General features: G+C 70.4%; 12 protein-coding genes. 6 read left to right on the forward strand and 6 right to left on the reverse strand.

Going from position 1 to position 14,521, the window contains the following annotated elements:
* Nucleotides 1–109: 109 nt before the first annotated feature.
* On the reverse strand, nt 110–1,516 hold the full coding sequence (locus tag OG247_RS04175; protein WP_327250904.1) for an MFS transporter: 1,407 nt from the start codon (nt 1,514–1,516) through the stop codon (nt 110–112).
* Between the two features lie 71 nt (nt 1,517–1,587).
* Between OG247_RS04175 and OG247_RS04180 the strand changes: the two genes are divergently transcribed.
* Nucleotides 1,588–1,905, forward strand: coding sequence for a MarR family transcriptional regulator (locus tag OG247_RS04180; protein WP_327257339.1), 318 nt, complete (start codon nt 1,588–1,590; stop codon nt 1,903–1,905).
* On the opposite strand, the gene OG247_RS04185 is transcribed toward OG247_RS04180, so the two are convergent.
* A complete protein-coding gene (locus OG247_RS04185) occupies nt 1,835–2,971 on the reverse strand; it encodes a glycosyl hydrolase (protein WP_327250905.1) in 1,137 nt (378 codons plus the stop codon). The genes OG247_RS04180 and OG247_RS04185 overlap by 71 nt on opposite strands.
* Before the next feature lie 270 nt (nt 2,972–3,241).
* Between OG247_RS04185 and OG247_RS04190 the strand changes: the two genes are divergently transcribed.
* The 4 genes from OG247_RS04190 (at nt 3,242) to OG247_RS04205 (ending at nt 5,756) form a co-directional block, all read left to right on the forward strand.
* On the forward strand, nt 3,242–3,934 hold the full coding sequence (locus OG247_RS04190; protein WP_327250906.1) for a hypothetical protein: 693 nt from the start codon (nt 3,242–3,244) through the stop codon (nt 3,932–3,934).
* 95 nt (nt 3,935–4,029) lie between these two features.
* Complete coding sequence (locus OG247_RS04195) at nt 4,030–4,635, forward strand: hypothetical protein (protein WP_327250907.1); 606 nt, start codon at nt 4,030–4,032, stop codon at nt 4,633–4,635.
* Between the two features lie 98 nt (nt 4,636–4,733).
* Nucleotides 4,734–5,240, forward strand: a complete 507-nt coding sequence (locus tag OG247_RS04200) for a DinB family protein (RefSeq protein ID WP_327250908.1) — start codon at nt 4,734–4,736, stop codon at nt 5,238–5,240.
* A 174-nt stretch (nt 5,241–5,414) separates the two neighbouring features.
* Nucleotides 5,415–5,756 (forward strand): outer membrane protein assembly factor BamB family protein, encoded by a 342-nt coding sequence (locus OG247_RS04205; RefSeq protein WP_327250909.1) that lies wholly within the window; start codon nt 5,415–5,417, stop codon nt 5,754–5,756.
* A 114-nt stretch (nt 5,757–5,870) separates the two neighbouring features.
* Here OG247_RS04205 and OG247_RS04210 read toward each other — a convergent pair whose 3' ends face one another.
* The 4 genes from OG247_RS04210 to OG247_RS04225 form a co-directional block, all read right to left on the reverse strand.
* On the reverse strand, nt 5,871–7,154 hold the full coding sequence (locus OG247_RS04210; RefSeq protein ID WP_327250910.1) for a ThuA domain-containing protein: 1,284 nt from the start codon (nt 7,152–7,154) through the stop codon (nt 5,871–5,873).
* Nucleotides 7,151–9,337, reverse strand: coding sequence for an RICIN domain-containing protein (locus OG247_RS04215; protein ID WP_327257340.1), 2,187 nt, complete (start codon nt 9,335–9,337; stop codon nt 7,151–7,153). The genes OG247_RS04210 and OG247_RS04215 overlap by 4 nt, the downstream gene beginning before the upstream one ends.
* A 187-nt stretch (nt 9,338–9,524) precedes the next feature.
* Nucleotides 9,525–10,913, reverse strand: coding sequence for a ricin-type beta-trefoil lectin domain protein (locus OG247_RS04220; RefSeq protein WP_327250911.1), 1,389 nt, complete (start codon nt 10,911–10,913; stop codon nt 9,525–9,527).
* Nucleotides 10,910–12,187 (reverse strand): lectin, encoded by a 1,278-nt coding sequence (locus OG247_RS04225; RefSeq protein ID WP_327250912.1) that lies wholly within the window; start codon nt 12,185–12,187, stop codon nt 10,910–10,912. The genes OG247_RS04220 and OG247_RS04225 overlap by 4 nt, the downstream gene beginning before the upstream one ends.
* Nucleotides 12,188–12,971: 784 nt before the next feature.
* Here OG247_RS04225 and OG247_RS04230 point away from each other — a divergent pair.
* A complete protein-coding gene (locus tag OG247_RS04230; RefSeq protein WP_327250913.1) occupies nt 12,972–13,700 on the forward strand; it encodes a CAP domain-containing protein in 729 nt (242 codons plus the stop codon).
* Nucleotides 13,701–14,521 lie beyond the last annotated feature (821 nt).

Genomic DNA, 14,521 nt, shown 5'->3' on the forward strand with positions numbered 1-14,521 from the left:
GCGAGCTCCACCCGCCCCGGCTACGCACGAAGGCGTACGAGCGCGGCCCGCTCCGCCCCGAGGGCTGAGCGCTCACGAACGCGTACGACCGACTTCATCGTCCCCGCCTTCACACGGCGACCTGCGGGGTGTCGGCGGTGACGCCGTGGTGCTCCTCCTCGGGGCGTCCCTGCCGGGGCAGCAGGAAGGTGACGGCGAGGAACGCGGCCAGCAGGCATGCCTGGACGACCAGGGCGTGGTGGAAGCCGCTGGTGAACTCGCCGGCCTTGGCCCGGTCGAAGAACACGGAGCCGAACACGGCGACACCGATGGAGCCCCCGATGGACTGGACCGCGGACAGGACTCCGGAGGCGGAGCCGATCTCGTCGTCGTCCACGGCGGCCAGGATGAAACTGAACAGGGCGGCGATGACCATGCCCGCGCCGATGCCCGAGACGGCCACGCCGGGGGCGATGTCCCGGATCGAGAACGAGGCGTCGGTCAGGCCGTCGAGTTCGAACCAGAGCAGGGTCGCGCCGGCGAGCTGGACGAGCGGGCCGATCTGGAGGACCTTGCGGCCGATCCTGTCGGCGAGGACGGCGCCGCTGACCGCCCCGCCGATGGCCGTGCCCACCGCGAGCGGCAGGTTGCCGAGTCCCGCGTCGCCGGCGGTGAAGTGGCGGCCGATCTGGAGGTAGAGGGTCAGCACGAGTTGCGTGCCGACGAGCCCGGCGAAGAACAGGGCGATGGCGCCGAGCCCGACGGTGAAGGCGGGCTTGCGCAGCAGGCCGGGGGTGACCAGCGGCTCGCGGCCCGCCGCGGCCGTACGGCGCTGCCGCAGCGCGAACAGGGCGAACCCGATGGCCGAGGCGGCCATGGACAGCCAGGTCCACAGCGGCCAGCCGGCCTCCTGCCCCTGGTTCAGCGGCAGGACCAGGAACGTGCAGGCCATCACGACCAGCGCCGCACCGGCCAGGTCGATGCTCACCGTCCGGTCACCGGGCTTCTTCGGCACGCACTTCGCGGCGACGATCAGGGCCGCGATGCCGATGGGCAGGTTGACCAGGAACACCGACCGCCAGCCCAGGCCGAAGAAGTCGCCCTCGATGAGGAAGCCGCCGAGGACCGGGCCGATGATGCCGCCGAGCCCCAGTACGGGCCCGAAGATCCCGAAGACCTTCGTGAGCTCGCGACCGGAGAAGTTCTCCCGCAGCAGGCCGAGCCCCTGGGGCGGGAGCATCGCCCCGGCGGCGCCCTGCAGCAGCCGGAAGGCGATCAGCGACCCGATGTTCGGCGCGAGCGCGCACAGCAGCGAGGTGACGGTGAAGGCGGTCAGGCCGAGCAGGAACATGCGGCGCCGCCCGTACCGGTCGCCGAGCCGGCCGCCCAGCACGAGCCCGGCGCCCAGGGTGAGCGCGTAGCCGCCGATCACCCACTGCAGGCCGACGGAGCCGGCCCCGAGGGACCTCTCCAGGTCCGGACCGGCGACGTTGACGATCGAGGCGTCCAGGAGATCCATGATCTCCGCGACGAGCATCACCACCAGGATCAGCCACCGACGCGACCGCCGTACCGGAGATCGCCGCCGCCGAAGAGCGCGGCACCCCACTGTCTCCGGCGCGGCTGAGCGAGCGCATCCCCCTGTCCACGGGGGCCACCACCGCGCTCCTGAACCGTCTCGAAGCGGCGGGGCACATCACCCGCGTCCGCGAACACTCCGACCTGCGCGTCATCACCCTGCGCAGTGGCGGGCACATCCAGGCACGAGCGGACGAGTTCTTCGGCCCGCTCGCCGACCGCCTCGCCGCCGCGATGTCGCACTACCCGCCGCAGCTCCTGGATGAGTTCGACTCGTTCATGGCCGACCTGAACTCCGCCATGGACACCCACCTGGGCGAGCAGGACACGGCAACGCCGCGCGGGTGAGTCGGCCACTTGGGTGGCGACCACGATGTTCCGGCCCGGCCCTTGGGGCAAGGTCTGCCGAGCGACGGCTCTGCCCGCCGGAAAAGAAGTCCCGGAACACCCGCGAGGAGCGCGGATTCTGCCCGCACTGCCATACGCCGTGCGGGCAGAAGTCGGTGATGCTGTGGTAGAGCGGCCGGTGCTCCTCGATCCATGCCAGCATGCGCCGCACGTACTCGGGGTTGTCGCCGTGCCGGAACAGCCCCCACTCGGGGTACGAGGTCTCCTTGCCGTGGTCCCTGGCGAAATCGACCTGGTGCTGCAATCCGTAGGGCTGGGCGACCTGCTCGTCGAAGGTCCGGCCGGGTTCCTGGTCGTACGAGTCCATCCCGACGACATCGACCACGTCATCACCCGGGTAGCAGCGGGTCCACGCGATCGCGTCACCGCCACGGTTGGGGGCGAAGTCGAAACGGAAGCCCTGCCCCTCCACGGAGCGCATGGCGGCCACGATGCGCCGCCAGTACTTCTTCCAGTTCTCGGGGTCGGGCCGGCACCGGTGCGTGTAGTTGAAGCCGTTCATCTCCCAGCCGAGCACGATCACCGTGTCCGGCACGTCGAGGGCGACCAGCCGCTCGGCCAGCCGCCGGAAGTGGTGGTCGTACGTGCCCCGGGCACCGGTGCGGATCAGCTCGGCGACCCTGGCGTCGGGGACGCCTGCCTCGTTGCGCTCCTGCATGGGCACGTTCAGGACGAACAGCCGGTCGGCACTCGCGTTGCGCCACCGCGCCCAGGTGCGCAAGGAATCGGGTGCCCCCTCGATGTTCGCCCAGGTGTCGCCCGGCAGGTAGGTGTGCCCGGCGCGCAGCTCGGTACCCCCCAGCCAGCGCGACAGCTCCTGCATCCGCTCGACGCCGGGCGATCCGTAGTGCAGGTAGGCACCCACCGCGACCTCGCTCCCGGCATGCCTGCCGGAGTCCTGCCGCGGCTGCGCGGTCAGGCCGCCCCGGGCGCCCCCGGTCAGGAGCAGGCCGACGGCGACCGCAGTCGCGCAGACGCCCGCCAGCAAGCCGGTTCGACGGGACATGACACCTCCACAAGCCGCGCGCACCGATGTCTCTGGCTGCGACGTTAGGCATCTCATCCGATGCACGGCCTGCCCGGTGTCCCGATGCTGGGCCATTCGCGGCAGCCACCCGCCCCCGCTTGGCCCGACCGGGTGAAGCCTCACCGGCGCACCGGGCCTGTGGGGACGACCGGCGGAAGACGCCGCTGAAGTCGGGAGTACGTACACGGGCGGGCCGGGCACACCGGCTCCTGCGGCCGGGAGCCGTGGCCGCTCCGGTAGCGTGGCCGGGTGATCTCCGGTGACACCCTCCTCGAGCGGCTGCGGGAGCTGGCCGCCCGAGTCCCGTTCGACCTCGCGGTACAACCCGGCGTCGCGGCTGCCGACTTCGGCCGCTGGCCCGTCCCGGTGCCGGCCGAGGCCCGCGAACTCCTGGTCCGCATCGGCGGCTTCGCCGTGCCGCCGGTGGAATTCACGCTGACCGGCCACCCCCGCCAGTCCGGCGACCACGGCCTGCCGCACCCCCACTGGCTGGTCACCGACGACGGGGGCGGCGGCGTCACCTGGGTCGACATCGAGGCCGACGGCCGGTGGGGCCAGGTCCTGATGCAGTACCGCGAGGGCGGCCTCCACGTCGAGGCCGACTCGCTGCCGCACTGGCTCGACCGGATCATCGGCACGGCCGAGGAACTGGTCGAGGAGACCGGCTTCGAGGAGGGCGTTCAGCCGTACGCCGACGACTTCTGGGACCTCCTTCAGCTGGACGGCCCCGATCTGCCGCTGCACCCCGCAGCCGGACTCCGCGGCAGCCCGGACCCGGTCGTCGCCCGCCTCGCGGCCCGCGTACCGGACGGCGCGCTGATCGCCGACCTCCGCGGAGTCCTGCCCGGCAGCCGCGCCCGTTTCGACCGGGCGCTCAGGCGATACCGCCTGGCCCGGGCCGTCGGCGGCCCGGTGTTCGCCGCCGTTCCCGGCGAGGACTGACCCGGGGCTCGCGCCTTTCGACGTGACGGCCGAGTCCCGCATACGGTCGGGTGACCGGCCGACCCCTGCCGCCAGCACCGGAACGGGAGCAGACCATGCTTCTCTACGCCCAGACCCCAGCACGGCGGAACCGACAGATCCTTGCGGACCTGATCGCCGTCCTGCTGATCGCCGCCACGGTGAAGTTCGCCTTGACCGTCCGCGGCGCGATCATGCGGCTGGCCGAACCCGGACGCAAGGTCGAGAGCTCCGGCGAAAGCCTCGCCCACGCCCTCGCCGAAGCCGGTGACACCGCCTCCGGCGTGCCGCTCGTCGGCGATCTCCTGAGGAAACCGTTCCGGTCCGCGGCCGACGCCGGCACCGGACTCGCCGACGCGGGACAATCGCTGCAGGACGTCGTCAGCCAGGTGGCCACCCTGGCCACCTTCGCCCTGATCATCCTCCCCGTGGCCTTCGTGCTGCTGCTGTGGCTTCCCCTGCGCGTGCGCTGGATCCGCCGCAGCGCCACCCTCCGGGACCTCCTCGACGCACCCGGAGGCGCCGACCTGCTCGCCCTGCGTGCCCTCACCGGACCTCCGGGCGCCCTCTCCACGATCCCCACCCCCGCGGGCGGCCTCGCCGATGCCTGGCGCCGCGGCGACCGGCACGTCATCGCCGCCCTGTCCGAGATCGCCCTCAGGCGGGCCGGTCTGAAGCCCTGACGGGCGCGGCAGGGAAGAGGACCGAGCCAGGAGGAGCGGTGCGGACCCGTCGGTAAATGCCTCGACACCCCTCGCGCCGATCAGGGATGCTGCGCGGGATGACCAGAATCAACGACACACCGCCCGCGTGGGACGAGCGCACCCAGCTCACCACGTTCCTCGACTACACACGTGACACCGCCCTCTCCAAGTGCGCGGGCGTCTCCGATGAGAACGCCCGCAAGGCGCTCCTGCCGGGCTCACCGCTGATGACCCTGAGCGGATTGATCAACCACCTGCGCTGGGTCGAGTACTACTGGTTCCAGGTGGTCCTCCTCGGCGAGGAGGACCAGGGCCCCTGGACCGACGAGGACCCCGACCGCGAGATGCGCGTCGCCGTCGACTTCCCGCTCGCGCAGCTCCTCGACGAATACGCCGAGCAAAGCGCCCGCTACCGCGAACTGGTCGCCAAGACAGCCCTGGACCAGCGGGCCGAACGAGCCGTCCGCAACGGCCTCCACGTCGACCTGCGCTGGATCCTCCTCCACCTCACCGAGGAGACGGCCCGCCACAACGGCCACCTGGACATCCTGCGCGAGATGCTCGACGGGACGACCGGCTCCTAGGTGGTCACGTCCGCGGACCGGACCCGGCGGAGGGCGCCCTGCGCCCTGAGGTCCGCCGGTGTGCGGTTTGCGTCGACGGCCATGACGAGGTCGGCCTCGGCGAGGTGAGCGGGTTGCCGAAATGCCGGGGCATCTCAGTCACCGTCCTCGCTCGCTGCGGGGGCCTGGGAGCTCGTGGAGGCGGCGTCACCCAACCAGTCGGGAGGCATCAACCCCCCGGTCGCCTCGGACCGCCACGTCTTCGACTTCGAGGAGCGGATCACCGCGGTGGACCTGGTGACGGGCGCGGTGGCCTGGAAGCTGGAGCCGGAGGGCACGAAACTGCTGAGCGCGCCCGTCTGCGTGAACGGCACGGTGTACGTCGCGGACGGGGCGCTCCAGGCCTTCGACGAGTCGACCGGGAAGAAGGTGTGGACCCACGACCCGGGTGCGTACGTCTCCATGCTGGTCGTCCAGCGGGGCAGCCGGCTCTACCCTCAGACCGTTGACCGCCTCGCGGCCGTACCGCTCGATTGACATCCCCCGTGATCCCGGCCGGCCACGGGAGGCAGGGCGGAACCTGTACCGCCCGGGGACGACCCGGGCGGTACAGGCTGTTCTTCCGAACGTGGATATAAGAGGGGCCGAGCCTCAGGGGTGAGCGGTCAGGTGGAAGCTCTGGGCGACGGAGTTGTCGCAGGCGCGCTGCACCAGTTGCACGCCGTTCGCCGCACCACCTGTGGTGCTCAGGCACTTGCCGCTGTGCCGCGTGGTGAAGTGGTAGCGGCCCGGGGCTTCCCGTACCGGCAGCCATTGCTGGTTTCCGCCACCGCCGTAGGACCACAGCTGCAGCGGCGCGTTGTCGGCGGTGGAGACCCCTGTGACGTCGACGACCTGCTGCGGATTGCCCCGGATCGCGATCCGGGTGTATCCGCCGTCGGTGGGGCGGAACTGGAACTGCTGGGCCGTGGTCCCGTTGCAGGTGTACTGCTGGATCGCCGTGCCGTTGGCCGTGGCCGCCGCTCGCGCGTCGACGCAGGCGCCGTTCGCGCTGTCGGCCAGTGAGTACCACGCGGTCTGCGAGATCGGGTCGGTCGGCGCGGGACTGCCGGCCACTCCGCCGAGCCACTTGAGCCCGTCGATCAGGAAGCGGTTCTGTGTGGGGCTCGCGAAGGTCGAGGACAGCCGGGTGTTGGAGCCGTAGTCCATGGCGTTGTGTCCGAAGTTGGCGTACAGCATCTTGTACTGGGTGTTGGTCCAGAGTATCGGGTAGTAGCCGCTGTACCAGGACTGGTTCGGGTCCGTGCCCAGGGGGAAGCTCGTCGGGTCGACCGATGCCAGGACCTTGATGTTCGCGTTGGCGCGCAGGTCGTTCGACCAGCCGTACCACTCGCTGACCGCCGAGGTGAACGTCGCGGGCAGCCCGGTGGTCGAGGTGTGCGTCCGGTCCTCCGTGCGCAGCACCGCCGTGGTCGGCCCCCAGGTGTTGGTCCTGAAGTTCCCGCTGCCGAGGAACCCGTTGTAGTACCAGGGCCATGAGCCGGCGTTGGTGGTGAACGCCGAGGAGTGGAAGCCCAACCAACCGCCGCCGGCCCTCACGTACCGCTCGAAGCCGGACCGCTGGGCGTCCGTCTTGGGTGCGTCATCCAGGAACAGGACGACCTGGTAGTCGTTCACCCCTCCGTTCGCCAACAGTTCCCAGTTCGTGGTCGGCGTATAGGTGAAGTTGTTCTGCGCGGCGGTCCGCGGGAACCACTCGTTGGCTTCCTTGACGAAGTCGATGTGCGCGGCGTCCCAGGTGCCGTTGTAGAAGGCGATCACCTTGAAGGCCGGGGCCTGGGGTGCGGCGGAAGCCTTGAGTCCGGCGTGGGCCGGGGCGGTCAGCCCCAGTGCCAAGGCCAACAGGATCAGCAGCCGTGCTGCGAGCCGCCTCACGGGTGGCTCACCAGGTTGGCCACGTTGGTGGACGCGTTGGAGGGTCCGCCCCGATCGTTGATGACGTGCCGGATGGTCCCGGTGCCGCCGAGCGAGACGGTCACCATGTTCTGGAAGCGCACGTTCGGGTTGTTGGGGGCCTCGAAGGCACGCTCGGCGGTCACGCTCGGGTTGACGTTGAAGTAGCAGTAGCTGCCGAGCCCGTAGGCCTGGTGGCTGGTGACCGAGTTCGCGACCTTGTACGCCGAGTAGCCCTGGGTGGAGCCGTTCATCCAGGCGGCCTGGTTCGGCGGGTCGTACGGCATCTCGTTCTGGTAGAAGTACGTCCGCCCGCCGTTGCCGTTCCAGATGGTCTGGTGCTTCTGGTAGTGCTCGACGAACAGGCCGTACATGGTCACGTTGTCGCCGTTGACGACGAGACCCGTGTCCGCCGTATTGCTGTTCCAGCCGATGCCGCTGCCGTGGTCGCCGCGCCAGATCCACATGTGGTCGCCGATGACGTGATCACTGTTGACCACCAGGCTCGTCGTCGCCCTGCCGACCGCGGCGCCCCCGACCCGGAAGTAGACGTCGTGCAGGGAGGTGGGGTTCGCCGCGTGGTTCGCGGCAGCGCCGGCCGGGCCGATCTCCATCAGCGTCTGGGAGTTGGTGGTTCCGGCGTCGAAGAGGACACCTGCGACCTTCACGCCGTCGACATCGGCGACCGTCATGGCGGTGACACCGTTGTCAGGAATGAAAGTGGCGAGGCCGAGACCGAGGACGACGGTGTCGGGGCGGGTCACCTTCAACGTCTGGCTGAGGTGGTAGACCCCGGGGGTGACCAGCAGGTTCTTGCCCTCGGCCAGTGCGGCGTTGATCTGTGCGGCCGTTGCTCCGGACTTGACGATGTAGAACTGCTCCATGCCGAGCGAGCTGCCCGCCGCGTTCCCGTTCGCCCAGCTGGTGGCCGTGGAGTTGGTTCGCAGGGACGGTACGAACACCTTGTACGCGCCCGCGCCGTCCACGTACAGGAAGGGCTTCTCCCGGACCGTCGGCGTCTGGTTCACCGTGGTGTACGGCGGATTGGGGAAGGTGTTGCCCGGCACGCCCTGGCTGCCGACGAACACCATGTTCCAGTTGGAACCGGTCCAGCTGCCGAGCTGGGAGTTGCGGGTCAGCCACTGCTGCTGGGTGCCGGACCGGACCTGGCCGTCGATCTTGCTGTCGGCCATGAATCCGCCGCTGGACCAGCCGCCGTCGCTCAGCTCGAGGTTGCCGCGGACGTGCATGCGCCGGTACCCGGACGCCTGCGAGACCGCCCACCGGTCGGTGCCGCCGGTCGGGTTCACCGACAGGTTCTCCGCACCGCGCCAGAAGTTCTGGGTGGCGTTCTGCGGCGGGAACCAGTCCGCCTCCACGTGCACGGCGCCGTTGATCGTCACCGAGTCGGGCGACTGGCCGAGGCCGAGGACCTGGGTGTAGAAGCCGACGTTGACATCGTTGGCGTACGTACCCGGCTTGAACATCACGGCGTAGCGCTGGGAGCCGAACTGGTTGGTCTCCTGCTGCTGGAAGATGGAGTTCAGCCGGCTCTGGATGGTGGACGACGGCATGGACGGGTCGAAGACGACCACGTTCGGGCCGAGGTCGACATCCCCGGGCGCGGTGTTCACGGGCGCCACCTGGAAGCGCTGGGCCGCCGTGCCGTTGCAGGTGTACTGCACCAGCTGGACGCTGTCGGCCGTCGAGGCCGCCGGGACGTCCAGGCACTTGCCGCTGTGGCGGCTGACGAAGTGGTACGCGCCGCCGCCCTCGTCGACGGCCTGCCACTGCTGGTTGTTGCCCCCGCCGTACGCCCAGAGGTGCACGGCGGCGTTGTCGGCCGAGGAGGTGTCGCTCACGTCGACGACCTGGGTGCTCGCGTTGCGGTTGCCGATCCGCACGAAGCCGTCGCTGGTCGGCGTGAAGCTCCACTGCTGCGCGGTGCTGTTGTTGCAGGAGTACTGCTGCACCGCCGTGCCGTTCGCGGTCGCGGCGGACCGCGCGTCCAGGCACTTGCCGCTGCCGGCATTGACGACTGTGGACCAGCCCGTCGGCAGATCGGCGGCCGCCTTCGCGGAGGCGTTCGGGGTGGCGGCCCGTGGGGTGGCGGCCTGGCTGGGATGAAGGGCGGTGAGGACCGAAGCGGCCGAGGCGGCGACCACGAAGGCCGCGACCCAGGGCCGTGTGACGCGGGCCCGGCTTGCGCCATGGCGAACCGCTCGGGGCGTGCGGGGGGAGCTGAGCACGTTCTCTCCTGTGCCGGCTGTACGGCGTGAGTGGGGGGTGGGGGTGGGGGTTGGGGTGGGGGTTGGGGGTGGGCTGGGACGGGAGGGTCAGCCGTTGTAAGGGTCAGCCGTTGTACTGGGCGAAGACGCGGGTGAAGTCCCACGGCTGCTGGGCGACGCCCGAGCAGGTGTCGGCTCCGCCGCCGGTGCAGGGCCGGTCACGATTGACCGACCAGAAGGTCAGCCGCGCGAGGTGACGCTGCTGGGCGTAGCCGAGGATGGTGCGGAAGTCGTCGACGGTCACCGTCTCGCCGTTGTCGGTGATGCCGTTCATCGAAGAGATGCCGGTGTGGCGGTAGGCGAGGTCGTCCGAGTACCCGTAGGCGTTCTTGACCGCGTTCTTGAGGCCCTCGGCCGCACGGACGGTGAGCCGGCCCATGTTCTGGCCGGCGCCGCCGAAATTGAACGGCATGATCGTCCAACTGTCCACGGTCAGCCCTGACGCGGCGGCCCTGCCGATCAGGCTGCTGTCGGGGCCGTTCTGCCCGGTGCCGAAGGTGACGTACAGCTTGATGCCGGGGTTGTTGGCCTTGACGGTCTTCAGCGCGTCGACCGTGCGCTGCTGGACGGTCGGGCTGTCGTACGCCGCCGCCTCGATGTCGATGTCGATGGCCTTCAGCCCGTACGCGTTGATGACCTTCTGGTACGCCGCGGCAAGCTCGCCCGCGCTGCCGCAGGAGCTTTCCAGCTTGTTGCCGCTCCAGCCGCCGAAGGAAGGGATGACGTCGCCGCCGTTCGTCCGCACGGTGTTGACCGTCTGCTGATCGACGCCTCCGGTCAGCGGTCGGCTACCGTCCCACTGCGGGTTGCAGTAGCCGTTGCTGAGGACGAAGGCGAGCGTGAACCACTTGACGCCGGTCGCGTTCGTCACGGTGGTGGGGGTCGGCGGGCTCCCCCAGCCGTTGTACAGGTAGGGCGCCACGGCCATGGCCCCCGGCCCGGGTGGCGGAGTGTCGCCGCCGCCCGGCGCCGTCCACTTCTGGTTGGCGGCGCCGGTGCAGCTCCAGATCTGCAGCCGGGTGCCGTTGGCCGGACTGTTGCCCGTCGCGTCCAGACACTTGTCTGCCTGCGGGTTGACGATGTCGCGGGCGGCGGTGGCCGACCACTGCTGGGCGGCGCTGCCGTTGCAGTCCCACAGCTGGATCCGGGTTCCGTCGGCGGCGCCGCCCGATGCCACGTCCAGGCACTTGCCGAGCGCGCGGATCGTGCCGTCGCCGACGACGTTCCACTGCTGTGCGGTGGTGCCGTTGCAGTCGTAGAGCTGTACGGCGGTTCCGTTGGCGCCGCTCGCCCCGGCGACGTCGACGCACTTGCCGCCGAGGCCGGTGATCCGGCCGGTCGCCGCTGCCGCGCCGATCGCGGGATTGCCGCTCAGGCCGGTGACGAGGGCGGCCGCCGCCGCCGTGCCCAGCACACCGCGCACGGTGGGCCTGCGCAGGAGTCTCGTGGTCATCGGGTCACCGTCCACTTCTGATGGGCGGCCCCGGTGCAGGTCCATATCTGCAGTCGGGTGCCGTTGGCCGAGCTGCCGCCCGAGGCGTCCAGGCACTTGTTCGCCTGCGGGTTGACGATGTCCTGAGCGGCGGGAACCGCCCACCGCTGGGCGGCGCTGCCGTTGCACTCCCACAACTGGACCGGCGTACCGTCGGCCGTACCTCCCGAGGCCACGTCCAGGCACTTGCCGAGTGCGCGGATGGTGCCGTCGGTTCCCACGCTCCAGCGCTGGGCGGCGCTGCCGTTGCAGTCGTAGAGCTGTACGGGGGTGCCGTTGGCGGTACCGGCGGCCGCGACGTCCACGCACTTGCCGCCGGTTCCGGTGATGGGACCGCCGCCGCCCGGCTGGGCGCTGTCGGTGCTGACTCGTACGTAGTCGACCAGGAGCTGCTGGGGGAAGACCGTGCTGCCGCCCGGGTCTCCGGGCCAGTAGCCGCCGACCGCGAGGTTGAGAATGAGGAAGAAGGGCTTGTCGAAGACCCATTGCTTTCCGCCGAGATCGGCGGGGGTGCGGCGCTGGTAGACCGTGCCGTCGACGGACCAGGTGATCGCGTTGGGGCTCCAGTCGACGGCGAAGGTGTGGAAGGCGTCGGCGAACGCCTGCCCACCGGGCAGGGCGTACCCGGCGCCGATTCCACCGGCGCCGGAGTACCCGGGACCGTGCAGGGTGCCGTGGACAGTGGACGGTTCGAAGCCCACGTTCTCCATGACGTCGATCTCACCGGAGTTGGGCCAGCCGACCTGGCCGATGTCGCTGCCGAGCATCCAGAACGCGGGCCACATGCCCTGTCCGCGCGGGATCTTCATCCGGGCCTCGACGCGGCCGTACGTCATCGTGAACTTGTCGGCTGTGTTCAGCCGTGCGGAGGTGTACTCACATCTTCCGTACCAACACTGGTAGTTGGCCGGGTTCTCACGGCGAGCGGTGATGGCCAGGTGGCCCTGGCCGTCGAGGGCGGCGTTGCGGTTGCCCGCTGTGTAGTACTGCCGCTCGTGGTTGTTGACGTTGTCGCCCGTCTCGATCTGCCACTTCCCGCCGTCCACGGCGGAGCCCGCCGGTCCGTCGAATTCGTCGGAGAAGGTGACAGCGGCTGCTGCGGCCGCAGTCGCGGGTGTCCGCGGCGCCTGCGCCGGCGCGGGCGCACCCTGCGCAAGTCCGGTGGACAGCGACGCGAGGGTGAGGACCGAGACCAGAGACAGCAGCAGGCGTCGGGATAAGTGTGGGGGGTGCATGACTCTCCCTTCCAGGGAGCATGGCGGATATATCGCCCCATGGCATGCATATGACAACGCCGGGCGTGGGGGCCCGCACGGTTGTCGCACCGACAGGGATGGGGAGCGAGGAGTCGAGCCCGGGGGACCCTTCCATCACAAAATGATTTAAGTAGTGAACGAAAACCCTGTCAAGGGCTTGGTATGGACCACATTCATGAACGCGGCCGTCTCGGCGTGGCCTCAAGATCAGATAGCGTGCGGGCCTTCGGGACGCCGGGGCTTCGCCCGGCCCGTAGGCAAGCACTCGCCCGTCCGCGACTCGGCGGGCCCGAGGGCCCTCCCGGTCGCGCGCCGCCGGGCAACCCCGGCGGCCTGCTCGACGAGCGTCGCGGATCGACGGGAACGGCGTCCGGTTCCCCCTTCGGGCCGTGACATGCATCACGGCCCGCATGTCACCCTGCGGCCCTCCGTGGAGATCCATTGCCTTGGGACATTTCACCGCATGTCCCTGTTTGAGATTGACATGCCTCACTCCGCCGGAAACGGAATTCGACGCTCCCTTTCCCTCGGCTCCAACAGGGCCGACAGGGCTGGGTTCTGGCGGCAGGCCAGGTGGGCGCCGCCGTGGCCGCGCCGCGGAGATGCACGATCTTCCGGCCGTTTCAAGCCCGGCCCCGAACACCCCGCGCGCCCGAGCGGCAGCGGCTTGCCAGGCCGCTGGAGGGCTTCTAAGAATGGCGATTCCTCCGGCGCCTTCGCGGTCCGGCGCCGGGAGCTTCGCGATCACCGAGTGAGGTCCCGCATGAAGAAGCACCGTAAGAAGACGCACCGCAGGAAAATAGCCGTCGCTGTCGGAGCACTGGCCCTCGTGGCCGTACCGACCGCGGCTAGTGCCTGCCTCGACCCACAGGGAACCGGCCCGATGCGGTCCGTCGTGTCCGAGCGGGACAGCCGTCCCTGGCACGGCGACCCTGGTGTGCAGCAGCCCGTGGAGGCCCCGGTTCAGGCCGACGCCCCCGCCGTGATCGTCGAGCAGTCGCCCGTCCAGCAGCCCGCCGAGTACGCGCCTCCCGCGCAGACCGAGGCGCAGCAGCCGGTGGAGCCGCCCGCCGAGCCGACTGGAGCCCCCGAACCCTCGGACTCCGCGGCACCCTCCGGTGCCGTGGCCGAGGTCCTCGCGCTCGTCAACAAGGAGCGCGCCGCGGTCGGGTGCCCCGTACTCACCGTGAACGAGAAGCTCACGAAGGCCGCGCAGGACCACAGTGAGGACATGGCCGCCCACTCCAACATGTCCCACACCGGCTCCGACGGATCCGACCCGGGCCAGCGGATCACCCGGGCCGGCTACCAGTGGCGCACGTACGCCGAGAACGTCGCGTACGGCTACCCCACCGCCGCCCAGGTCATGGAGGGCTGGATGAACAGCCCGGGCCACAAGCGGAACATCCTCGACTGCAACGTCAAGGAGATCGGCATCGGCCTCGCGCAGCCCGGCCAGTACTGGACACAGGACTTCGGCGCCACCCGCTGATCCGATCGCGGATCGCCGGGCATCGAGCAGCGGCAGCCGGAGGGCCTCCAGCCAGGAAGGGCGATGGTCCGGCCATCATCGTGTATCCGAAGCGGACCAGGCCGGGCGCCCCACCGATTCGGCCACCTTGCCACGTGCCCGGGCCGCCGACCCGGCGGGTCGCGCTCCGCGGCCTCCGGCGGGGTGGCCGGGACTGTCGACCGGCAGGCACACTCTCCCGGCACCGGGTCACAGCCGAGGTCGAGGAGTGCGTTCTCCACGACCTCTGTGAGCGCGGGATGGCTCCAGTACCCGAGGACTGTCCGAGGGTGACGGCGTCGATGCCCGGTGCCGCCGCCAGGACGAGGGGCTGGATGGGTACGGAGGCCTGCGCGCCCATCAGGTGGGCGCGCAGGCTCCGTCCAGTGCCGGGGTCTGTGAGCACCTCGCCAAAGCCGGCGGTGCCCCACCCTGTAGCCCAGCCCTCTCCCCCGGCAGTCCTGCTCGGTGGCGCCGCCGCATCCGCCGAAGCGGTGCCCGCAAGCTGAGCGGCACGCCCTCAACGCCATGCTGCCGACACGCCCGGCCGGCCCCCTCCTACGGGCGGCTTCGTCCACTTCGACCGTGCTTCCGGGCGGGCGGCCCCGCCCCCTCCGTTGGTTCCGCCGCCTCCGTTGGTTCCGCCGTCTCCGTTGGTTCCGCCGTCTCCGCCGGACGTACGGCACAGGGCGCGCGGCTCGATGGGTATGCGCGCATGGAGCCACACCTCTACCGGCGGTCGTGGCGCCCGCCTGCCGTGCGGCGGGATGGCAGCCGCCTTGCCCGAGCTCATCCCGCCCCGC

It is taken from the genome of Streptomyces sp. NBC_01244 (genome assembly GCF_035987325.1).
GTDB lineage: Bacteria > Actinomycetota > Actinomycetes > Streptomycetales > Streptomycetaceae > Streptomyces.

Bases quoted from the DNA above. Each gene is read 5' to 3' on its own strand.
- OG247_RS04175 (WP_327250904.1), bottom strand. From the start codon at position 1,516: ATGCTCGTCGCGGAGATCATGGATCTCCTGGACGCCTCGATCGTCAAC.
- OG247_RS04185 (WP_327250905.1), bottom strand. From the start codon at position 2,971: ATGTCCCGTCGAACCGGCTTGCTGGCGGGCGTCTGCGCGACTGCGGTC.
- OG247_RS04195 (WP_327250907.1), top strand. From the start codon at position 4,030: ATGCTTCTCTACGCCCAGACCCCAGCACGGCGGAACCGACAGATCCTT.
- OG247_RS04200 (WP_327250908.1), top strand. From the start codon at position 4,734: ATGACCAGAATCAACGACACACCGCCCGCGTGGGACGAGCGCACCCAG.
- OG247_RS04220 (WP_327250911.1), bottom strand. From the start codon at position 10,913: ATGACCACGAGACTCCTGCGCAGGCCCACCGTGCGCGGTGTGCTGGGC.
- OG247_RS04225 (WP_327250912.1), bottom strand. From the start codon at position 12,187: ATGCACCCCCCACACTTATCCCGACGCCTGCTGCTGTCTCTGGTCTCG.
- OG247_RS04230 (WP_327250913.1), top strand. From the start codon at position 12,972: ATGAAGAAGCACCGTAAGAAGACGCACCGCAGGAAAATAGCCGTCGCT.